Origin of the sequence: Rhodopseudomonas sp. P2A-2r (genome assembly GCF_026015985.1) — a bacterium.
GTDB lineage: Bacteria > Pseudomonadota > Alphaproteobacteria > Rhizobiales > Xanthobacteraceae > Tardiphaga.
On the sequence record NZ_CP110389.1, the window covers coordinates 509,652 to 531,039 of the forward strand.

15 protein-coding genes and 2 pseudogenes are annotated in these 21,388 nt (G+C 64.5%); 12 read left to right on the plus strand and 5 right to left on the minus strand.

Annotation, left to right across the window (positions count from 1 at the left end):
- Positions 1 to 20: 20 nt before the first annotated feature.
- The 4 genes and pseudogenes from zapE (at position 21) to sucD (ending at position 4,677) form a co-directional block, all read left to right on the plus strand.
- Positions 21 to 1,205, plus strand: coding sequence for a cell division protein ZapE (zapE, locus tag ONR75_RS02425; RefSeq protein WP_265081221.1), 1,185 nt, complete (start codon positions 21 to 23; stop codon positions 1,203 to 1,205).
- Positions 1,206 to 1,423: 218 nt separating this feature from the next.
- Positions 1,424 to 2,392, plus strand: coding sequence for a malate dehydrogenase (gene mdh / locus ONR75_RS02430; protein WP_265081222.1), 969 nt, complete (start codon positions 1,424 to 1,426; stop codon positions 2,390 to 2,392).
- A 201-nt stretch (positions 2,393 to 2,593) separates the two neighbouring features.
- Positions 2,594 to 3,788, plus strand: a pseudogene (gene sucC, locus ONR75_RS02435) (ADP-forming succinate--CoA ligase subunit beta).
- Between the two features lie 4 nt (positions 3,789 to 3,792).
- Positions 3,793 to 4,677: a succinate--CoA ligase subunit alpha gene (sucD, locus tag ONR75_RS02440; protein WP_265081223.1), complete on the plus strand. Its 885-nt coding sequence runs from the start codon at positions 3,793 to 3,795 to the stop codon at positions 4,675 to 4,677.
- 224 nt (positions 4,678 to 4,901) lie between these two features.
- Here the strand turns inward: sucD and ONR75_RS02445 are convergent, their stop codons facing one another.
- From ONR75_RS02445 to ONR75_RS02455, 3 genes are all read right to left on the minus strand, one after another.
- Complete coding sequence (locus ONR75_RS02445) at positions 4,902 to 5,783, minus strand: sulfurtransferase (protein ID WP_265081224.1); 882 nt, start codon at positions 5,781 to 5,783, stop codon at positions 4,902 to 4,904.
- A 61-nt stretch (positions 5,784 to 5,844) separates the two neighbouring features.
- On the minus strand, positions 5,845 to 6,975 hold the full coding sequence (locus tag ONR75_RS02450; protein WP_265081225.1) for an acyl-CoA dehydrogenase family protein: 1,131 nt from the start codon (positions 6,973 to 6,975) through the stop codon (positions 5,845 to 5,847).
- Positions 6,976 to 7,144: 169 nt separating this feature from the next.
- Positions 7,145 to 7,687 carry an OsmC family protein gene (locus ONR75_RS02455; RefSeq protein WP_265081226.1) on the minus strand — a complete coding sequence of 181 codons (543 nt, stop codon included), beginning with the start codon at positions 7,685 to 7,687 and terminating at the stop codon, positions 7,145 to 7,147.
- A 308-nt stretch (positions 7,688 to 7,995) separates the two neighbouring features.
- Here ONR75_RS02455 and ONR75_RS02460 point away from each other — a divergent pair, with 308 nt between their 5' ends.
- From ONR75_RS02460 to ONR75_RS02490, 7 genes are all read left to right on the plus strand, one after another.
- Positions 7,996 to 8,601 (plus strand): TetR/AcrR family transcriptional regulator, encoded by a 606-nt coding sequence (locus ONR75_RS02460; protein WP_265083503.1) that lies wholly within the window; start codon positions 7,996 to 7,998, stop codon positions 8,599 to 8,601.
- Between the two features lie 157 nt (positions 8,602 to 8,758).
- A complete protein-coding gene (locus tag ONR75_RS02465; RefSeq protein ID WP_265081227.1) occupies positions 8,759 to 11,740 on the plus strand; it encodes a 2-oxoglutarate dehydrogenase E1 component in 2,982 nt (993 codons plus the stop codon).
- A gap of 118 nt (positions 11,741 to 11,858) precedes the next feature.
- A complete protein-coding gene (odhB, locus tag ONR75_RS02470) occupies positions 11,859 to 13,109 on the plus strand; it encodes a 2-oxoglutarate dehydrogenase complex dihydrolipoyllysine-residue succinyltransferase (protein ID WP_265081228.1) in 1,251 nt (416 codons plus the stop codon).
- Positions 13,110 to 13,235: 126 nt separating this feature from the next.
- Positions 13,236 to 13,991, plus strand: coding sequence for an SDR family oxidoreductase (locus ONR75_RS02475; RefSeq protein WP_265081229.1), 756 nt, complete (start codon positions 13,236 to 13,238; stop codon positions 13,989 to 13,991).
- 39 nt (positions 13,992 to 14,030) lie between these two features.
- Positions 14,031 to 15,434, plus strand: a complete 1,404-nt coding sequence (lpdA, locus tag ONR75_RS02480; protein WP_265081230.1) for a dihydrolipoyl dehydrogenase — start codon at positions 14,031 to 14,033, stop codon at positions 15,432 to 15,434.
- A gap of 39 nt (positions 15,435 to 15,473) precedes the next feature.
- Positions 15,474 to 16,001 (plus strand): hypothetical protein, encoded by a 528-nt coding sequence (locus ONR75_RS02485; RefSeq protein WP_265081231.1) that lies wholly within the window; start codon positions 15,474 to 15,476, stop codon positions 15,999 to 16,001.
- Positions 16,002 to 16,020: 19 nt separating this feature from the next.
- Positions 16,021 to 16,920: an alpha/beta fold hydrolase gene (locus ONR75_RS02490; RefSeq protein ID WP_265081232.1), complete on the plus strand. Its 900-nt coding sequence runs from the start codon at positions 16,021 to 16,023 to the stop codon at positions 16,918 to 16,920.
- A 158-nt stretch (positions 16,921 to 17,078) separates the two neighbouring features.
- Here the strand turns inward: ONR75_RS02490 and ONR75_RS02495 are convergent, their stop codons facing one another.
- Positions 17,079 to 17,669 carry a DUF4337 domain-containing protein gene (locus ONR75_RS02495; protein ID WP_320109737.1) on the minus strand — a complete coding sequence of 197 codons (591 nt, stop codon included), beginning with the start codon at positions 17,667 to 17,669 and terminating at the stop codon, positions 17,079 to 17,081.
- A gap of 111 nt (positions 17,670 to 17,780) precedes the next feature.
- Positions 17,781 to 18,758: pseudogene (locus ONR75_RS02500) on the minus strand (tyrosine recombinase XerC); the annotation flags it as partial.
- A 333-nt stretch (positions 18,759 to 19,091) separates the two neighbouring features.
- Here ONR75_RS02500 and ONR75_RS02505 point away from each other — a divergent pair.
- A complete protein-coding gene (locus ONR75_RS02505) occupies positions 19,092 to 21,296 on the plus strand; it encodes a primosomal protein N' (protein WP_265081233.1) in 2,205 nt (734 codons plus the stop codon).
- Positions 21,297 to 21,388: the final 92 nt, after the last annotated feature.

Here is a 21,388-nt window from a genome sequence, read left to right on the forward strand (position 1 = left end):
GCGTGGGGCCGTTAGGCGCCATGTCGTCTGCCCCGCCCAGTTCATTCCGCCAGCAATACCAGGCTCTCGTTTCCTCCGGCGCCATCGAGGCGGATCCGGCGCAGGCGGCTGCGGTGGAGACCATCGCGGCCTTCGACGAATCGCTGTCCGGCTACACGCCGCTGCGCAAGCAGAGCTTTCTCGGCCGCCTGTTCGCCGACAAGAACGGCGGACCGCCTGATGGTCTCTACGTTCACGGCGAAGTCGGCCGCGGCAAGACGATGCTGATGGATCTGTTCTTCGACAGCAGCGACGTCCAGCACAAGCGCCGCGCGCATTTTCACGAATTCATGGCAGACGTGCATGAGCGGATCTATGGTTTCCGCGAGAAGATCGCGCGCGGCGAGCTGCCCGATGGCGACGTCATCGCGCTGACGGCGAATTCGATCTTCGACGAGGCCTGGCTGCTGTGCTTCGACGAATTCCACGTCACCGACATCGCCGATGCGATGATCCTGGGGCGGCTGTTCTCGCGGCTGTTCGAACTCGGCACGGTGGTATTTGCTACCTCCAACGTCGAGCCGGTCGATCTCTACAAGGGCGGTCTCAACCGCGCGCTGTTCCTGCCGTTCATCAAGCAGATCGAAGCCCATATGAATGTGATCCGGCTCGACTCGCGCACCGATTTCCGGCTCGAGAAACTGGCCGGCATAAAGACCTGGCTGGTGCCGGCGGATCGCGCCGCGGAGGCCGCGCTCGACCAGGCCTGGGCGAAGCTCACCGGCGGCGCGCCGGGCCACGCCCATGACATTTCGATCAAGGGCCGCGTGCTGCATGTGCCGCGCGCCGCCCAGGGCGTGGCGCGGTTCAGCTTTGCCGATTTGTGCGAAAAGCCGCTCGGCGCGTCGGACTACCTGCGGCTGGCGCATGATTACCACACCATCTTCATCGACCGGGTTCCGATGATGGACTATGGCGACCGCAACGCCGCCAAGCGCTTCATCGCGCTGATCGACACCTTGTACGACAATGCCGTGAAGCTGATGGCCTCGGCGGCGGGCGAGCCACAGTCGCTCTATCAGGCGACCGATGGCTTTGAGGCGATGGAGTTCCAGCGCACCGCCTCGCGGCTGATCGAGATGGGGTCGGAATCTTACCTGGCTCTGCCGCATGGCCGCAAGGATTCCACTGCCAGCGGTTCCAGCAGCGGGCTGGTCGAGACCTAACCCCTGTCTTCCGGGTTCGCTCGCAGTTGGCGCTGCTCTCGCCCCGGAATGGCAGGATGGGCCGCCCAAAATTGCAATGCAGCCCGGCGCGGTTGGTCGCCGGTCCTGTACGGCCAATTATTGAGCTGGCCGCGACTTGAACGGTTCCTGCGAAAGGGATAACCAGCCACCAGCAATTCCTCCTCCCTCCCCATCCGGGCTCAAAGGACAGATTTCTCATGGCGCGCGACAAGATTGCATTGATTGGCTCCGGCCAGATCGGCGGAACGCTTGCTCACCTCATCGGCCTGAAAGAACTGGGCGACGTGGTGATGTTCGACATCGCCGAGGGCGTGCCGCAGGGCAAGTCGCTGGATATCGCGCAGTCTTCGCCGGTCGACGGCTTCGACGCCAAGTTCACCGGCGCCAATTCCTATGAAGCGATCGAGGGCGCCAGCGTCGTGATCGTCACCGCCGGCGTGCCGCGCAAGCCCGGCATGAGCCGCGATGACCTGCTCAGCATCAATCTGAAGGTCATGGAGCAGGTCGGCGCCGGCATCAAGAAATATGCCCCCGACGCCTTCGTCATCTGCATCACCAACCCGCTCGATGCCATGGTTTGGGCGCTGCAGAAGTCCTGCGGCCTGCCCGCCAAGAAGGTCGTCGGCATGGCCGGCGTGCTGGATTCGTCGCGCTTCCGCCTGTTCCTCGCCGATGAGTTCAACGTCTCCGTGGAAGACGTCACTGCCTTCGTGCTCGGCGGCCACGGCGACACCATGGTGCCGCTGGTGAAGTATTCGACGGTGGCCGGCATTCCGCTGCCCGACCTGATCAAGATGGGCTGGACCTCGCAGGCCCGCCTCGACGAGATCGTCGACCGCACCCGCAACGGCGGCGCCGAGATCGTCAACCTGCTGAAGACCGGCTCGGCGTTCTACGCCCCCGCCGCGTCGGCCATCGCCATGGCCGAGAGCTACCTGCGCGACAAGAAGCGCGTGCTGCCCTGCGCCGCCTATCTCAACGGCGAATACGGCGTGAAGGACATGTATGTCGGCGTTCCCGTGGTGATCGGTGCTAAGGGCGTCGAGCGCATCGTCGAGATCGAGCTGGTCGGCAAGGACCGCGAAGGCTTCGACAAGTCGGTCGCCTCGGTGCAGGGCCTGGTCGATGCCTGCAAGAAGATCGCGCCGGACCTGCTCGGCGGCTAAGTTTCAACGAGATAAACCGGCACCCCTTGGGTGCCGGTTCTGCATCTGGGGTTGCTGGCCGCCATTTTCGCGAACCTGGGCTGCCAACCGTTTCGCAATCGAGTTTCGCCGCCTTTTGACTCGCTGCATCCGTGGTATACGGTATGCCAGTTGACGGGTGGCATCCATTCCAAGTTCACACCGAGGTTCGGGAGCAACTATATGAACATTCATGAATATCAGGCGAAGGCCGTGCTGAAGGATTTCGGCGTGCCCGTCTCAAAGGGGTGCCGATCCTGCGCGCCGAAGATTCCGACGTGGCCGCCAAGCAGCTCGGCGGTCCGATCTGGGTGGTGAAGAGCCAGATCCATGCCGGCGGCCGCGGCAAGGGCAAGTTCAAGGAAGCCTCCGCCGGCGACAAGGGCGGCGTTCGCCTCGCCAAGTCGATCGAGGAGGTCAACCAGTTCGCCAAGGAAATGCTCGGCGCGACGCTGGTGACCGTGCAGACCGGCCCCGCCGGCAAGCAAGTCAACCGCCTCTACATCGAGGACGGCTCCGACATCGAGAAGGAATTCTACCTGTCGCTGCTGGTCGATCGCGAGACCTCGCGGGTCGCCTTCGTGGTTTCCACCGAAGGCGGCATGTCCATCGAGGACGTCGCCCACGACAGCCCTGAGAAGATCATCACCTTCTCGGTCGATCCGGCTACCGGCGTGATGCCGCATCACGGCCGCACCGTGGCGCAGGCGCTCGGGCTGAAGGGCGATCTCGCCAAGCAGGCAGAGAAGCTGATCACCCAGCTCTATACCGCGTTCATCGCCAAGGACATGGACATGCTGGAGATCAATCCGCTGATCGTGTCCAAGACCGGCGAATTGAAGTGCCTCGACGCCAAGATGTCGTTCGACAGCAACGCGCTGTATCGCCATCCTGAGATCGTCGCGCTGCGTGACACCTCCGAGGAAGACGCCAAGGAAATCGAGGCGTCGAAATACGACCTCGCTTACATCGCGCTCGACGGCACCATCGGCTGCATGGTCAACGGCGCCGGCCTCGCCATGGCCACCCTCGACATCATCAAGCTGTACGGCGAAAGCCCGGCCAACTTCCTCGACGTCGGTGGCGGTGCCACCGAGGAGAAGGTGACCGCGGCGTTCAAGATCATCACCTCCGATCCCAGCGTGAAGGGCATCCTGGTCAACATCTTCGGCGGCATCATGAAGTGCGACATCATCGCCGCCGGCGTCGTCGCCGCGGTGAAGACCGTCGGCCTCAAGGTGCCTCTCGTGGTCCGCCTCGAAGGCACCAATGTCGAGGAAGGCAAGAAGATCATTCGTGAATCCGGCCTGAACGTGCTGCCCGCCGACGACCTCGACGATGCCGCGCAAAAATCGTCAACGCCGTGAAGGGAAAGTAAGCCGATGTCAGTCCTCATCGACAAGAACACCAAGGTCATCTGCCAGGGCTTCACCGGCAAGAACGGCACCTTCCATTCCGAGCAGGCGATCCTGTACGGGACCAAGATGGTCGGCGGCACCTCGCCGGGCAAAGGCGGCTCCACCCATCTCAACCTGCCGGTGTTCGACACCGTGGCCGAAGCGCGCGACAAGACCGGCGCCGACGCCTCGGTGATCTACGTGCCGCCGCCGGGCGCCGCCGATGCCATCTGCGAAGCCATCGACGCGGAAATCCCGCTGATCGTCTGCATCACCGAAGGCATCCCGGTGCTCGACATGGTGCGCGTCAAGCGTTCGCTGTCCGGCTCCAAATCGCGCCTGATCGGGCCGAACTGCCCGGGCGTCGTCACCGCCGGCGAATCGAAGATCGGCATCATGCCGGCCAACATCTTCAAGCCCGGCAATGTCGGCATCCTGTCGCGCTCCGGCACGCTGACCTATGAAGCGGTATTCCAGACCACCATGGCCGGCCTCGGCCAGACCTCGGCGGTCGGCATCGGCGGCGATCCGGTCAAGGGCACCGAGTTCATCGACATCCTCGAGATGTTCCTCGCCGACGACGCCACCCACTCGATCATCATGATCGGCGAGATCGGCGGCTCGGCGGAAGAAGACGCCGCGCAGTTCATCAAGGACGAAGCCAAGCGCGGTCGCAAGAAGCCCATCGTCGGCTTCATCGGCGGCGTCACCGCACCTCCCGGCCGTCGCATGGGTCATGCTGGCGCCATCGTGTCGGGCGGCAAGGGCGATGCGCAGTCGAAGATCGCGGCAATGAAGTCCGCTGGCTTCGCGGTGTCGCCGTCCCCGGCGCGCCTCGGCACCACGCTGGTGGAATTGCTGAAGGGCTAGTCGCTTCGGCGGCCGGTATCAAAATGAAAGGCCCGCTCGAAAGAGCGGGCCTTTTGATTTGTAGATGTGTTTCGTTCCCTGGACGCGGTGCGCTGCCATCGCGCAGCGATGGTGGTGCGCCGCAGATCCGGGCTCACACTTCCGGGCGATGAGATGATGGGTCCCGGATCTGCGGAGCGGCATAAGAATGCCGCACCGCGTCCGGGACAAGAGAGGGTAGTAGCTTACTCCGCCGCCTGCAGCTGCTTCTCGCCAACTGTCGGAAGCCCCTCCTCGATCGGATACTTGTTGTCGCGCGACCATTCGTTCCACGAGCCGAAATACATCCTGACGTCGGCGACGCCGGCGTTCTTCAGCGCCAGGAATGTGTTCGATGCACGCGCGCCCTTGAAGCAGTAGAGATACACCGTGCTCGCCGGCGTGATGCCGACAGTGGCGCATTCGGCCAGGATCTCGTTCTTCGACTTGAAGCGCGGGCCTTCGCCGGTTGGCTTCATCATGCGATACCATTCGATCCAGACGGCGCCGGGGATGCGGCCCATCCGCGGGCAGAAGTCCTTGCCATAAGGCGACGAGCTCTCACCGATCCATTCATCGACGTCGCGCACGTCGAGCAGCGCGATCGAGGGGTTGTCGAGCGCTGCCATCATGGTGGCAGCGTCGATCAGGATCGAGCCAGCCTCGGGCTTGACCGTGAACGAGGCTGGCTTCGGCGTCGGCACCTCGGTGGTGGTCGGCAGGCCCTTGGCAGTCCAGGCGTCGTAGCCGCCGTGCAGCACCTTGATCTTTGGATAGCCCAGGAACTCGAGCAGGAAATAGCCGCGGCAGGACTGGCCGAAGCCGGAATTCATCGACTGCTCGTAGATCACCGCGGTCTCGGAGCCCGACAGGCCGGCGCCGCCAAAGGCGTCGGCGAACTTCTTCTTCAGCTCGTCCATGCCTTCCGGCGTGGAGGTCGCGAGAAAGGTAAAGATCTCATGCAGATTGACGGCGCCCGGGATATGGCCCGCGGCGTAGGCATCGGGGTTGCGGGTGTCGATGATGACGCAGGGATCGGACTTCATGAACGTCGCGAGTTCATCTGCGGAAATCAGGATTTCAGCCATTAGCAAAGCCTCCACTGGGTTGATGTTCTGCCGAATTAGGACCGTCGTGCCGTGAGGTGGATCAAGCGCCTTGGGTCTCTCCCGGGTGTTCGCGCGCATTGTCTGCGAGCATTTTTCTGAGTTGCTTGGTGGCGGGGGTGACGATCGCCACGAAGTAGGCTTCGCGCAGCCGGCGCTGGGCGCGGTGCGATTTCAGATAGCCGCGCGCGCCACAATGCAGCATCGCGGCATGCGCCGCGGCGACCGCGGCATCGCCGCCGCGCAGCCGCAGGTCGACCACCTGGCGCCAGTAGGCGTTGCTGGTGTCATACGGCGTGGCGGCGAGCTGCATGGTCTCGGCCTCCATGCCGGCGAGGACGGCGGCGAAATCCGCCGGCTGCTGCGGCAGGAAGCAATTGACGTGGGCCAGCGCGGGCTGGACGCTCTGCATGATGGCGACGCAGTCGCGTACCAGCCCGAGCCCCATGCCCATCTGCATCAGGATGAAGCCGGCGCGGATCTTCTTGACGAAAGGCATCGCCGGCGCGGCCAGCACCTGGTCGTTGGGAATGAACACATCGCGCAATTGCACGGCGTAGGTGCCGGTGCCGTCCATCGCCAGGAAGGGTTTGCAGGGCGTCAGCGTGACGCCGGGATCGGCGCAATTGACGAGGAACATGACCTGCTCGCCGTCGTCCTCGGTCTCGAAGATGGTGCCGAACATATGGTCGGGGCCGAGATTGGACACCCAGGGCAGGGCGCCGCGCACCTGATAGCCGCCTTCGACGCGGCGGCCCTTCAGCTTGAGCTTCTCGATGCCGAAGAAGCTCTTCATCGGATTCGACAGCCCGGTGCCGCCGAGCAATGTCCCGCTCGCGGCCTTGCTCAGATACTTCGCTTTCAACGCGGCGTTGTCGGAATTCAGGATGTACCAGACCAGCGTGTCCTGGCACCACGCCATGAAGGCGCTGGCGCCGCAGGTTTCGGCGATGGCGGAAATGCCACCGATGGTCGCGCGCAAATCGTCATGCGCCGACCAGGCGCCGATCTCGCCGAACTTCCGCAGCGCCTGGTCGGGATAGATGCTGCCGTCATCGATCTCCGCAGCGATCGGCGCCAGCTCGGTTCTCGCGAGAGCGGCCACGCGCTCGGCGAGCGAGGCTGTATCTTCAATAAGGTCATCGGGTTTTCGCAAGGCCGCCATGGTGGTCATCGTCATCTCCGTCACGGGAAGAGGAACGTTGCGGTCGCATGGCTGCGGCCGGTGGCCTTCGTGCCGAGCGAGGGGGCGGGGCGGTGATAGCGGCTCTCCTCACCCGTAGCCTCGCTGTCGCTCGGCTCCGAGCTCTCCCCGCAAGCGGGGAGAGGCGAAGTCGACAGCGTTACGCAGAGACTTCGAGATTGACTGGCCGGGTAAAGGTGTTGGCGACCGGCGACCATTTCTTGACGTGATCGATCAGCGCGTCGATCTCGGCCTGCGGCACGCCTTCGCACTCCATGTCGACCTTGATGCGCACGTCGGTGAAGCCGACCGGCTTCTCGCTGACATCGCCGGTGCCCCACACCGCGGTGATGTTGAGGTCGCCTTCGAGCTGCAGTTCGAGCTTGTTGACGATCCAGCCGCGGTGCACAGCGTTGGCGTGCAGGCCGACGGCAATGCACGAACCCAGCGCGGCCAGGGAGGCTTCCGACGGGTTCGGCGCAGTATCGTCGCCGAGCAGCGCCGGCGGTTCGTCGACGATATAGGGCGGCAGGTTGCGGATGTAGTTGGCGTGGCGGAACTTGCCCTCGGCCACCGTCTTGCACTTCAGCGTCTTGATGACGTTGGGATTGGCTTTGCCGTTGGCGATCAGTTGCTCGAGACCGCCTTTGTCGATGGGCGCGAGGCATCCGGTCAGCACGGTTTTGGGGGCGAGTGCAGTCATGTTGATTTCTCCCTTGGGCAAATAGATACAGAACGTTCTGTAGCTTTGCAGAAAGCGTGCCACGACTGCGTCCGCGAAATAGGCGTTGATTTCCAATTGGTTAAGATTCCGGGGTGCGGTCGGGGCGACCGTCGCTGCTGTGAAACGCGCCAGTCGAGCGTTAGCCAGCACCTATTTTACGCAGCGGGAGAACGCTGCTTGCGCCGTGTGCACGCCATGTCATATGAACGGATATGACCGATGCGATCCCGCTTGAGGCGTTCACCGACGTCCCGGATGTGCCGCGCGTAACGCCGCGCGACCGCTTGATGCAGGCGGCGACGCGGCTGTTCTGCAAGCACGGCATCAACGCCACCGGCATCGACGCCATCGTCCATGAAGCCGGGACGGCGAAAACCACCCTTTACAAGCTGTTCGGCTCCAAGAGCGATCTCGTCGAGGCCGTCCTGCTGTCCGAAAGCCGGATCTGGCGTGACTGGTTCGTCGCCGCCGTCGAAGTCGGCGGCTCTCCGCGGGCAAAGCTCGACTCCATCTTCCCGGTGCTGAAGAGCTGGTTCAGCGAGGAAGACTATTATGGCTGCGTGTTCATCAATGCGGTGGGCGAGCACGACAAGGATGAGACCCGGCTGCGTGCGATCACCCTGCAGCACAAGTCGTTCGTGCTCGATTACATTGCCGGTCTGGCTCGCGGCGCCGGCGCCGGCGATCCCGGCGCGCTCGCCCACCAGCTCGGCATCCTGATGGACGGCGCCATCGTCGCCGCGATGGTCACCCGCGACCCCGGGATTGCCGATTCGGCAGGCATCGCTGCCAATGCCCTGTTGAACGAAGCCTGTGGTCGGGCGCCCCGCAGATCCGCCCGGCGCTCCGCCACCAAGGCGTTGGCGACACAAGATAATTTTACCGTCCGCTAACCCCGATCCCATTCGCACAAGATGTTGAATTTCTATTCAGAGTTTCGCTCTTTTCGGCGGGTATATTTGGCTTAAATAGGTTAGAAGATCCGCCACTCCGGCCGCCGGGAAACTGATCGGCCTATTTCCGCGCGACGCTCATCATCAGGACGCAATCATGTCTCGCCAGGACGCGAATGCCGCATTTGCCCTCTCCTCCTTTTTGCAGGGAGCCAATGCTACCTACATCGACGAACTCTATGCCCGCTTTGAGAAGGACCCCGCCTCGGTCGATCCCGAGTGGCAGGAGTTTTTCAAGAGCCTGAAGGACGCGCCTGCCGACGTGCAGAAGAATGCCCAGGGGCCGTCCTGGGAAAAGGCCAACTGGCCGCTGACGCCGAGTGACGATCTCACCTCCGCGCTCGACGGCAACTGGGCGCAGGTCGAGAAGGCGATGGGCGCCAAGATCGCGGCCAAGGCTGGTGCCGCCAAGTCCGACGGCGCCAAGGCGCAGAGCGCCGAGCCCGGCTCGCCGGACATTTTCCAGGCGACCCGCGATTCGGTCCGCGCGCTGATGCTGATCCGCGCATACCGCATGCGCGGCCACTTCCATGCCAATCTCGATCCGCTAGGCATCGAGGGCCAGAAGGACCACGAGGAACTCGATCCGCGTTCCTATGGCTTCAGCGATGCGGACTATGACCGCAAGATCTTCCTCGATCACGTGCTCGGCCTTGAATACGGCACGCTGCGCGAGATCGTCGCGATCTGCCAGCGCACCTATTGCCAGACGCTCGGCGTCGAATTCATGCACATCTCCAATCCCGCGCAGAAGTCGTGGATCCAGGAGCGCATCGAAGGGCCGGACAAGGAAATCAGCTTCACCCGCGAAGGCCGTCGCGCCATCCTGATGAAGCTGGTCGAGGCCGAAGGATTCGAGAAGTTCTGCGACGTCAAGTTCACCGGCACCAAGCGCTTCGGTCTCGACGGTGCTGAGTCGCTGATCCCGGCGCTCGAGCAGATCATCAAGCGCGGCGGCAATCTCGGCGTCCGCGACATCGTGGTTGGCATGCCGCACCGCGGCCGCCTCAACGTGCTGACCCAGGTGATGGGCAAGCCGCACCGCGCGCTGTTCCATGAATTCAAGGGCGGCTCAGCCAATCCCGACGAGGTCGAAGGCTCCGGCGACGTCAAGTACCACCTCGGTGCGTCGTCCGACCGCGAGTTCGACAACAACAAGATCCATCTGTCGCTGACTGCCAATCCATCGCATCTCGAGATCGTCGATCCCGTGGTGCTCGGCAAGGTGCGCGCCAAGCAGGACCAGAACGGCGATCCGCCGGACCAGCGCATTTCGGTGCTGCCGCTGCTGATGCATGGCGACGCGGCGTTCGCCGGCCAGGGCGTGGTTGCGGAATGCTTCGCGCTGTCCGACCTGAAGGGCTACCGCACCGGCGGTTCGATCCACTTCATCGTCAACAACCAGATCGGCTTCACCACCTATCCGCGCTACTCGCGCTCGTCGCCCTATCCGTCGGATGTGGCGAAGATGATCGATGCGCCGATCTTCCACGTCAACGGCGACGATCCGGAAGCGGTGGTGTTCGCCGCCAAGATCGCAATCGAATTCCGGCAGAAGTTCCACAAGCCTGTCGTCATCGACATGTTCTGCTATCGCCGCCACGGCCATAACGAAGGCGACGAGCCGGGCTTCACCCAGCCGGTGATGTACAAGAAGATCGGCGCGCATCCGTCGACGCTGGACATCTATTCCAAGCGGCTGGTCGCCGACGGCGTGATGACCGATGGCGAGATCGAGAAGGCCAAGGCCGACTGGCGCGCCCGTCTCGACGCCGAGCTGGAAGCCGGCTCCGGTTACAAGCCGAACAAGGCCGACTGGCTCGACGGCAAGTGGGCAGGCTTCAAGTCGGCCGACCAGGAAGAGGATCCGCGCCGCGGCGTGACCGGCGTTGAGCTTGATGTGCTGAAGGATATCGGCAGGAAGATCACCAAGGTTCCCGACGGCTTCCGCGCTCATCGCACCGTCCTGCGCTATCTCGACAACCGCGCCAAGACCATTGACAGTGGCGCGGGCATCGATTGGGCAACCGGCGAGGCGCTGGCGTTCTGCTCGTTGATGGAGGAGGGCCACCACGTCCGCCTGTCTGGCCAGGACTCCGAGCGCGGCACCTTCTCGCAGCGCCACTCGGTGCTGTTTGATCAGGAAGACGAAAGTCGCTACACGCCGTTCAACCATCTCGGACCGAAGCAGGGCCACTACGAAGTCATCAACTCGCTGCTGTCCGAAGTCGCGGTGCTCGGTTTCGAATACGGCTATTCGCTGACCGAGCCGACGGCGCTGACCATGTGGGAAGCGCAGTTCGGCGACTTCGCCAACGGCGCTCAGGTGGTGTTCGACCAGTTCATCTCCTCGGGCGAACGCAAGTGGCTGCGCATGTCCGGCCTGGTCTGCCTGCTGCCCCACGGCTACGAAGGCCAGGGTCCGGAGCATTCCTCCGCGCGCCTCGAGCGCTTCCTGCAGATGTGCGCCGAAGACAACATGCAGGTGGTCAACGTCACCACGCCGGCGAACTATTTCCACGTGCTGCGTCGCCAGCTGAAGCGCGAGATCCGCAAGCCGCTGATCGTGATGACGCCGAAGTCGCTGCTGCGCCACAAGCGTGCGGTTTCGACCCTCGACGAGCTCGGCCCCGGCTCGACCTTCCACCGCATCCTGTTCGACGATGCAGAGAAGCTGCCGGACGAGAAGATCAAGCTTCAGCCCGACGCCAAGATCCGTCGCGTCGTGCTGTGCTCCGGCAAGGTCTATTACGACCTCTACGAGGAGCGCGAGAAACGCGGCGTCGACGACATCTACCTGCTGCGCCTCGAGCAGCTCTATCCGGTGCCGCTGAAGGCGCTGGTGCAGGAACTGAGCCGTTTCAAGGGTGCGGAATTCGTCTGGTGTCAGGAAGAGCCGCGCAACATGGGCGCGTGGCACTTCATCGAGCCCTATCTCGAATGGGTGCTCAACCAGGTCAACGCCACCAACAAGCGTCCCCGTTACGCCGGGCGTGCGGCGTCTGCAGCCACCGCCACCGGCCTGATGTCCAAGCATCTCGCGCAGCTCAAGGCCTTCCTCGACGAGGCGCTGAGCTAACCATCCGCATTTCGGCGATGCCCCGCGTCAGCGGGGCATTCGCGCACCCGCATCACTCGATCGAATTCAGGCGTGGATGGCCGGACAAGCCCCGCCATGACGCAAGAGGAAAGATACAATGACTGAAATTCGTGTTCCCACGCTCGGCGAGTCCGTCACCGAAGCCACCATCGGCAAGTGGTTCAAGAAGGCCGGCGATTCCGTGGCCGTCGACGAGCCCTTGGTTGAACTCGAAACCGACAAGGTGACGATCGAAGTGCCGGCGCCCTCCGCCGGCATCCTCGGCGAGATCGTCGCCAAGGATGGCGAGACCGTCGCCGTCGGCGCGCTGCTCGGCCAGATCACTGATGGCGCCGCCGGCGCCAAGGCCGCTCCTGCTGCTGCGCCCGCAAAGGCCGCCGCTCCGGCCCCTGCCGCGGCTCCGGCTGCTGCCGCACCCGCGCCGGCCCAGAAGTCCGCGCCGGTCGATGCGCCGCTGGCCCCGTCGGTGCGCAAGATTTCTGCCGAGAGCGGCGTCGACGCAGCCACCGTGCCGGGCTCCGGCAAGGACGGGCGCGTCACCAAGGGCGACATGCTGGCCGCCATCGAGAAGGCGGCTTCCGCGCCGACCCCGGTCAACCAGCCCGCCGCTGCCGTGCAGGTCCGCGCGCCGTCGCCGGCCGATGACGCCGCCCGCGAAGAGCGCGTCAAGATGACCCGTCTGCGCCAGACTATCGCGCGCCGCCTCAAGGATGTGCAGAACACCGCCGCCATGCTCACGACCTTCAACGAGGTCGACATGAGCCACATCATGGCGCTGCGCAGCCAGTACAAGGACGTGTTCGAGAAGAAGCACGGCGCCAAGCTCGGCTTCATGGGCTTCTTCACCAAGGCCTGCGTGCAGGCGCTGAAGGACATTCCGGCGGCGAATGCCGAGATCGACGGCACCGACCTGATCTACAAGAACTACTATCACGTCGGCGTCGCCGTCGGCACCGACAAGGGCCTCGTGGTCCCCGTGGTGCGCGACTGCGACAGTAAGTCGATTTCGGATATCGAGAAGACCATCGCGGATTTCGGCAAACGCGCCCGCGACGGCCAGCTCAAGATCGACGAAATGCAGGGCGGCACCTTCACCATCACCAATGGCGGCATCTACGGTTCGCTGATGTCGACCCCGATCCTGAATGCGCCGCAGTCCGCCATCCTCGGCATGCACAAGATCCAGGAGCGTCCGGTCGCCATCGCCGGCAAGGTCGAGATTCGCCCGATGATGTATCTGGCGCTCAGCTACGATCATCGCGTGATCGACGGCAAGGAAGCCGTGACGTTCCTGGTCCGCGTCAAGGAAAGCCTGGAAGATCCCGCGCGTCTCGTTCTGGATCTCTGATCAAATCCATCGCGTCATGGCCGGGCTTGCCCCGGCCATCCACGCCTGCCTCCGTTTGCCGGCAAGATGTGGATGCCCGCCAACAGAACGGGCGTGACGGCGCCAATCGAAGCCGGAGCTGCTTGCATGAGTGCTGACCCCAACAGCGTCGTCATCATCACCGGCGGCAGTCGCGGCATCGGCCGCGCCGCTGCGTTGAAGGCCGCTGCCGCCGGCTTCAAGGTCGTCGTCGGCTATGCCAGCAACGAGGCGGCGGCGAATGAAGTCGTGGCGGCGATCGAAGCCGGCAATGGCAAGGCGATCGCCGTGAAATGCGACGTCGGCAGCGAGGCCGACATCCTGGCGCTGTTCAAGGCGGCCGACGCCTTCGGTCCGCTCGGCGCGCTGGTCAACAATGCCGGCATTGTCGGCCCCTCCATTCGCGTCGAGGACATGACCGCCGAGCGCATCGCGCGCATGCTGGCAGTCAACGTCACCGGCAGCTTTCTGTGCGCCCGCGAGGCAGTGAAGCGCTTGTCGACCAAGCATGGCGGCCAGGGCGGCGTCATCGTCAACCTGTCGTCGGTGGCGGCGAAGCTTGGCGCGGCAAACACCTATGTCGACTACGCGGCCTCGAAGGGCGCCATCGACACCTTTACCGTCGGCCTGTCCCAGGAGGTCGCCAACGAAGGCATTCGTGTCGTCGGCATCAGGCCCGGCCTGATCGACACCGAGATCCACGCGTCCGGCGGCGAGCCCGATCGCGCGCATCGCATGGCCGGCCTCGTGCCGATGAAACGCGTCGGCACCGCCGATGAAATCGCCAACGCCATCGTCTGGCTTCTGTCGGACGAGGCGTCCTACGTCACCTCATCCATTCTCGACGTGTCCGGCGGCCGCTAGGTCGTCGACACCCCATCTATCTGAAGACAGGATCTCACCATGGCCTCCTACGATCTCATCATCATCGGCACCGGTCCCGGCGGCTATGTCTGCGCGATCCGCGCGGCGCAGCTTGGCATGAAGGTCGCCGTCGTCGAGAAAAACGCCACCCTTGGCGGCACCTGCCTGAACATCGGCTGCATGCCGTCGAAGGCGCTGCTCCATGCCTCCGAAATGTTCGAGGAGGCCGGTCATGGCTTCGCCAAGATGGGCATCAAGGTGCCCGCGCCGACGATCGACCTGCCGCAGCTGATGACCTTCAAGCAGCAGGGCATCGACGGCAACGTCAAGGGCGTCGACTTCCTGATGAAGAAGAACAAGGTCGACGTGGTGATGGGCACCGGCAAGGTGCTCGGAACCGGCAAGGTCGAGGTCAAGGGCGCCGACGGCAAGACCCAGGTGCTGGAAACCAAGAATATCGTGATCGCCACCGGCTCCGACGTGACCCGGCTGAAGGGCATCGAGATCGACGAGAAGCGCATTGTCTCGTCCACTGGCGCCCTGTCGCTCGACAAGGTGCCGGAGAAGATGATCGTGGTCGGCGCCGGCGTGATCGGCCTCGAGCTCGGCTCTGTGTGGCGCCGCCTCGGCGCTGAAGTTACCGTGGTGGAATTCCTCGACCGCATCCTGCCCGGCATGGACGGCGAGGTCGCGAAGTCCTTCCAGCGCATCCTCGAGAAGCAGGGCTTTGTCTTCAAGCTCGGCGCCAAGGTCACCAGCATCGATTCGTCAGGCAAGCGGCTGAAGGCGCAGGTCGAGCCTGCCGCCGGCGGCGCGGCGGAGACCATCGAGGCCGATGTCGTCCTGGTGGCGGTCGGCCGCATTCCATACACTGAAGGCCTCGGGCTGAAGGAAGCCGGCGTGGTGCTCGATGAGCGCGGCCGGGTCAAGACCGACGCCCATTTCGCGACCAGCGTGAAGGGCATCTATGCCATCGGCGACGTCGTCGTCGGTCCGATGCTGGCGCACAAGGCCGAGGACGAAGGCGTCGCCTGCGCCGAGATCCTCGCCGGCCAGGCCGGTCATGTGAACTATGATGTCATCCCCGGCGTCGTCTACACCACGCCCGAAGTGGCTTCGGTCGGCAAGACTGAGGAAGAGCTGAAGCAGGCCGGCATCGCCTATACCGTCGGCAAGTTTCCGTTCACCGCCAACGGTCGCGCCAAGGTCAATCAGAGCACCGATGGCTTCGTGAAGATTCTCGCAGATGCGAAGACCGACCGCGTGCTCGGCGTGCACATCATTGGCCTCGAGGCCGGCGAGTTGATCCACGAGGCCTGCGTGCTGATGGAATTCGGCGGCTCCGCCGAGGATCTGGCGCGCACCTGCCACGCCCATCCGACCCGGTCCGAGGCGGTCAAGGAAGCCGCGCTTGCGGTGGGCAAACGCGCCATCCATATGTGAATGGCGTCCGGCGCAGCGCCGGGCGGGGGACAACGCGCGATGATGCGTCGCCTGCTTCAACCGTTTCTGGTGCTGCTTGCGCTGATCTTCTTGATCGAGGCGTGGCTGTGGGATCATCTCGAGCCCATTGTCGCGCGCGTCGTGGCACTGATTCCGCTGCGCGCGTTCAAGGCGTGGCTGGCAGCGTGCGTCAACCGGCTGTCGCCGGCGCAGACGCTGGTGGTATTCGCGATCCCGTTGCTGCTGCTGTTTCCGCTGAAACTGGTCGAGGTCTGGCTGCTCACGCACCACTACTGGATCGCTGCCATCGCGCTGATTGTGGCGTCGAAGTTCATCGGTCTCGGTGTGCTGGCCTTCATCTTCGACGTGACGCGGTCGAAGCTGTTGCAACTGGTCTGGTTCCGCAGGCTGTATGAGTTGATCCTCGATATTCGCCGCCGCGCCGGCGAGCTGGTCGCGCCCGTCACGGCGCGGATCAAATCGATCATGACGATGGTTCGCTCCGGCTCGTCATCGCGCTGGCTGCGGATGATCCAGCGTATGCGCAGCCGCGCCCATGCCAGGTAGGTCGTAACGGGAGGTCGTCGTGGCTGAACTTGCCCGCGTGCGAACGTCGCTGCTTGATGTCGCCTATGAGCACAGCGGCCCGGAAGGCACCCTGCCGGTTCTCCTGCTGCACGGTTTTCCCTACGATGTCCGCGGCTATGACGATGCCGTGGCGCTGATCAACGCTGCCGGCTATCGCACGATCGTGCCCTATTTGCGCGGCTACGGCCCGACGCGATTCCTTTCCGCAGACACCATCCGTTCCGGCCAGCAGGCCGCGCTGGGCGAGGATTTGCTGGAATTGATGGATGCGCTGCGGATCGAAAGAGCGGTCGTGTCCGGCTATGACTGGGGCGGCCGCGCCGCTTGCGTGGTGTCGGCGCTGTGGCCGGAGCGGGTCCACGGTCTCGTCAGTTGCACCGCCTACAACGTTCAGGACATCCCGAATTCCGCGCGGCCGGCCGACCCCGAGCAGGAAGCGCGCATGTGGTATGTCTGGTACTTCAACACCGAGCGCGGCCGCAATGGCTTGACGCAGAACCGTGCGGCGGTGGCGAAGCTGCTGTGGAAGATGTGGTCGCCGTCATGGGCGTTCGACGACGCCACTTTTGCCCGCTCGGCATCGGCCTTCGACAACGACGATTTCGTCGATGTCGTGATCCACTCCTACCAACATCGCACGGGCAGTGTGGCTGGCGATCCGCGCTATCTACTGTCGGAAACCCGTCTCGCCGCACAACCGGCCATCGATGTCCCGACCATCGCGCTGCACGGCGCCGATGACAATGTGATGCCGGTGCATGGTTCGGATAATCACGGCCGGCATTTTACGTCGGACTATGAGCGTCGTGTCCTGCCCGGTGTCGGCCACAACGTGCCGCAGGAAGATCCGCGTGCATTTGCGGATGCTGTGATCGAGATGTGCAGGAAGCAGGCGTAGTTGTGTTTCCCGGGCGCGCAGCAGCACGAAGTGCTGCTGCTCAGAACCGGGATCGTTTCAAACGCCGGCGCCCGGAACGGCCCCGGCTCTGCGAAGCAACACTGCCGCGCGAAGCTTCGCTTCGCTAGGTTGCATCGCGCCCGGGGCAAGCGAGTAGCTCACATCAGATGCACGGCGTGCGGCGCGAACAGGCCGATCAGGGTGAAGGCGATGCCGGCGATGGCGAGGAAGCCGGACACATAGGCCAATGCGATCATGCCGGTGATGATAGTGGCCGACGCCAGCACGATGCCGATCTGGAACGCCGCAGAGGCGACCTCGTAATGATGATAGCGGGCCATCGCCAAGTCGCGGGCGTGCTCGGCTTCCTTGGCGCGGGCGGCGAGCTGCTCCGAGCCTTCGCCGGTCTCCGGCTCCGAACGGTAGCGGTCCGCCGTCTTCTTCCAGTCCTCGATCTGCTTGGTCAGCGCGGCCTTGGCGGCATCGTCGCCCATCTGGCCGAGGCTCAAGCGGGCCTGGTCCGAGGTCGCCTGCACCACGGTGCGGCGGATGCTCTTGGCCTGGAAGAACGCCCACAGGTTGGACGCCTCGACGTTCTTGCTGATGGATTCGGTCTGCGCGCCCTTGCCGAGGGTTTCCGACAGCGCCAGGAACAGCGCGATCACCGCAATCAGCAACGCGATGTTCTTGTTCGATCCGGATGCATGCTCGGCGTGTTCGGCGTGCTCCATACTCTCGTGCGCGCTCATCGGGGACCCCTCTCCGGTTGATTGGAACACCGATTTGACCGAACCGGGCGCGCCGCGCAAGGGGCTGCCGGATGACGATTGGACGACACCCGAACGCCAGACGTGCTCACCCCTCGGATGTGCGGTCCGGTACACTTCGAACAGCCGCTCGGTGTCGATGCCGGTATATATCTGTGTGGTCGATAGCGAGGCGTGGCCAAGGAGCTCCTGGATCGCGCGCAGGTCGCCGCCGCGGGTCAGCAGATGGGTTGCGAAGGAGTGCCGCAACGCGTGCGGCGTGGCGCTGTCGGGCAGCCCCAAGGCGCCGCGCAGCCGCTCCATGGTGAGCTGGATGATGCGCGGCGAGAGCGGGCCGCCACGGGCGCCGACGAACATTGGGCCTTCCGGCGCCAGCGGATGCGGGCACATTTTCGCGTAGTCGGCGATCAGCGCCAGCACGTTCTGCAGTACCGGTACCATGCGGGTCTTGTTGCCCTTGCCGTTGACGATCAGCACGTCGCCGGCGCCCGGCGCCGGCACCTCGCGGCGCTTCAGGCCGAGCGCTTCGGAAATGCGCAGGCCGGAGCCATATAAGAGAGCCATCACGGCGGCGTCGCGGGCCCAGATCCACGGTTCGCGATTCTCCCCGGCGCGTTCGTCGGCGTCGGTGAGCCGGCGGGCGGCGGCCATCTGGATCGGCTTCGGCAGGCTCTTGCCGATCTTCGGCGCGCGAATGCCGGAAAGGGCGCCGACGCTGCCCTGGCCTTCGCGTTCCAGGAAACGCCCGAACGAACGCATTCCGGCCAAAGCCCGCATCAGCGAACGACCGCCGATGTCGTCGGCCCTGCGCGAGGCCATGAAGGCACGGACATCGCTGGCTTCGAGCGCGGCGAAGCGTGACAGGGTGACGCGCGTGCCCCAATGTTCGGCGAGGAAGCCCAGGAATTGCCGGACATCGCGGGCATAGGCCTCCAGCGTCTTCGGCGACAGCCGCCGCTCGGCGCGCAGATGCGACAGCCAGCGCGTCATCTGCAGCGACGTGCTCTCGTCGGCGCAGGCCATTTCGATGGGGGCGGGCGAGATCGGCTTGGCAGAAATCGGCTTGGCCATGAGTTTGCCTTGCAAGGCGCGATGCGCGAACAGGGGCATATTAACACACAGACCGCGTTTCACTTTGGTGAACCGGTCGCGCTTCCTTACCTCGCCCCGCTTGCGGGGAGAGGTCGGAGTCCTGAGCGAAGCGAAGGACTCCGGGTGAGGGGAGCCGGTGTTTTACTCGATAGTCCCCCTCACCCGTCTCGAACCCGCTCCGCGTGTTCGATCCACCCTCTCCCCGCCTAGCGAAGCTTCGCTAGGCGGGCGGGGAGAGGGAAAAGGCGCGGCTTCTATTTGCCCCCGCCAGTCCTTAAGTTAGCCCCACCTCCCGCAGAGCCCGATTCTTCCATGGACGATTCCGCGCCCAGTCTGTTCCCGTCTTTGGCGCCGCGCGTGGTCGACGTGCTGGTGCCGGTGGCGCTGAACCAGGCCTATTCCTATCGGGTGCCCCGGGGCGTCGACCTGCAGCCCGGCGATGTCGTTACCGTGCCGCTCGGCGCCCGCGACGTGGTCGGCGTGGTGTGGGCGGAAAACCCCAATCCCGATCCGCGGCTGCACAACCGGCTGAAGGATGTCGGCGAGAAACTCGACGTGCCGCGCTTTCGGCAGGAATTGCGCGACCTGGTCGACTGGGTCGCCAATTACACGCTCTCCGCACGGGGCATGGTGCTGCGGATGACGCTGCGCATGGGCGAACTCGGCCCCGAAAGGGTGAGGCTCGGCGTGCGGCTGGTGGGCGAGGCGCCAAAGCGCATGACCCCGGCGCGCCAGCGCCTGATCGAGATCCTGTCCGACGGGCTGCTGCACGCCAAGTCGGATCTGGTGAAGGAAGCCGGCTGCGGCAGCGGCGTCATCGACGGGCTGGTCGATGAGGGCACGCTGGTGGTCGAGGCGATGGCGCGACCATCGGCGCCGCCGGCACCGGATCCCCTGTTTTGCGAGCCGGATTTTTCGCCGGAACAGCGCGCCGCCGCCACCGCACTGCAGACGCTGGCCGCCAGCGGCGCGTTTCATGTGGCATTGCTCGACGGTGTCACCGGCTCCGGCAAGACCGAAGTCTATTTCGAGGCGGTGGCGGAGACCATCCGCCGTGGCGAGCAGGTGATGATCCTGATGCCGGAGATCGCGCTCACCGGTCAATTTCTCGATCGCTTTGCACTGCGCTTCGGTGTTCGCCCGCTGGAATGGCATTCCGAACTGACGCCGCGCACCCGGGCGCGAAACTTTGCGGCCATCGCCAGCGGCGAGGCCCATGTGGTGGTCGGCGCGCGCTCGGCGCTGTTCCTGCCCTATGCCAAACTCGGCCTGATCATCGTCGATGAGGAGCACGACCAAGCCTACAAGCAGAGCGAGGGCGCCCACTATCACGCCCGCGACATGGCGGTGGTGCGTGCCAACCTGGCCAAAATCCCGATCATTCTGGCCTCCGCGACGCCCTCCGTCGAAAGCGAGGTCAATGCGCGCAAGGGCCGCTACCAGCGCGTCGCGCTGCCGTCGCGGTTCGGCGGCCAGCACATGCCGCACATCGAGGCGATCGATCTGCGCAGTCAGGGGCCGATGCGCGGCCACTTCATCTCGCAGCAACTCGCCGAGCAGGTCGGCTTTGCCATTGAGCGCAAGGAACAGGCGCTGTTGTTCCTCAATCGCCGCGGCTACGCGCCGCTGACCCTGTGCCGCAGTTGCGGCCACCGCTTCTCCTGCAACATTTGCGATGCCTGGCTGGTCGATCACCGGTTTCGCCAGCGGCTGGTCTGCCATCACTGCGGCTTCTCGACGCCGCGTCCGCATCTCTGCCCGCATTGCGGCGTCGAGGAATCCCTGGCGGCGATCGGCCCCGGCGTCGAGCGGCTGCAGGAAGAGGCGTCAAAGCTGTTTCCCGAGGCGCGCACCATGGTGCTGTCGAGCGACCTCGTCACCTCGATCGATGCCATGCGCGCCGAGCTGACCGAGATCGCCGAGGGCCGCGTCGATATCATCATCGGCACCCAACTGGTGGCCAAGGGCCACAACTTTCCGCGGCTCAATCTGGTCGGGGTGATCGATGCCGATATCGGGCTCGGCAATGGCGATCCGCGCGCCGCCGAGCGCACCTTCCAGATGCTCAACCAGGTGATCGGCCGCGCCGGCCGCGAGCAGGGCAGGGGTGTCGGCTATCTGCAGACCCATCAGCCCGAACACCCGGTGATGAAGGCGCTGGTGGCCGCCGATCGCGAAGCCTTCTACGCCACCGAGATCGAGGCGCGCGAGCGCGCCGGCTATCCGCCGTTCGGCCGCTTGGCCAGCCTGATCATCTCGGCCGGCGATCGCCCGAGCGCGGAAGGTTTTGCGCGGAAACTCGTCAGCGTCGCGCCGATCGACGAACGGGTGCTGGTGCTGGGACCGGCGGAGGCGCCGCTGGCGGTGATCAAGGGCCGCTATCGATTCCGCATTCTGGTGAAGTCGCCGCGCAACGTCGATCTGTCCAGCTATCTGCGCCAGTGGCTCGCGGCCGGGCCGAAGACATCGGGCAATCTGAAGCTCGAAGTTGACGTCGATCCGCAGAGTTTTCTGTAATGACGGTTGTGCGTCGATCAACAAAGCCTGTCGTCATCGCTGACGGCAGGCTTTGTTACTCAACGCAACGCTTACTGAACCCGAAAGATCAG

Excerpts from the sequence above, each read along its gene's own strand:
- zapE (WP_265081221.1), top strand. The coding sequence starts at position 21 with ATGTCGTCTGCCCCGCCCAGTTCATTCCGCCAGCAATACCAGGCTCTC.
- mdh (WP_265081222.1), top strand. The coding sequence starts at position 1,424 with ATGGCGCGCGACAAGATTGCATTGATTGGCTCCGGCCAGATCGGCGGA.
- sucD (WP_265081223.1), top strand. The coding sequence starts at position 3,793 with ATGTCAGTCCTCATCGACAAGAACACCAAGGTCATCTGCCAGGGCTTC.
- ONR75_RS02445 (WP_265081224.1), bottom strand. The coding sequence starts at position 5,783 with ATGGCTGAAATCCTGATTTCCGCAGATGAACTCGCGACGTTCATGAAG.
- ONR75_RS02450 (WP_265081225.1), bottom strand. The coding sequence starts at position 6,975 with ATGACCACCATGGCGGCCTTGCGAAAACCCGATGACCTTATTGAAGAT.
- ONR75_RS02455 (WP_265081226.1), bottom strand. The coding sequence starts at position 7,687 with ATGACTGCACTCGCCCCCAAAACCGTGCTGACCGGATGCCTCGCGCCC.
- ONR75_RS02460 (WP_265083503.1), top strand. The coding sequence starts at position 7,996 with ATGCAGGCGGCGACGCGGCTGTTCTGCAAGCACGGCATCAACGCCACC.
- ONR75_RS02465 (WP_265081227.1), top strand. The coding sequence starts at position 8,759 with ATGTCTCGCCAGGACGCGAATGCCGCATTTGCCCTCTCCTCCTTTTTG.
- odhB (WP_265081228.1), top strand. The coding sequence starts at position 11,859 with ATGACTGAAATTCGTGTTCCCACGCTCGGCGAGTCCGTCACCGAAGCC.
- ONR75_RS02475 (WP_265081229.1), top strand. The coding sequence starts at position 13,236 with ATGAGTGCTGACCCCAACAGCGTCGTCATCATCACCGGCGGCAGTCGC.
- lpdA (WP_265081230.1), top strand. The coding sequence starts at position 14,031 with ATGGCCTCCTACGATCTCATCATCATCGGCACCGGTCCCGGCGGCTAT.
- ONR75_RS02485 (WP_265081231.1), top strand. The coding sequence starts at position 15,474 with ATGATGCGTCGCCTGCTTCAACCGTTTCTGGTGCTGCTTGCGCTGATC.
- ONR75_RS02495 (WP_320109737.1), bottom strand. The coding sequence starts at position 17,669 with ATGAGCGCGCACGAGAGTATGGAGCACGCCGAACACGCCGAGCATGCA.
- ONR75_RS02505 (WP_265081233.1), top strand. The coding sequence starts at position 19,092 with ATGGACGATTCCGCGCCCAGTCTGTTCCCGTCTTTGGCGCCGCGCGTG.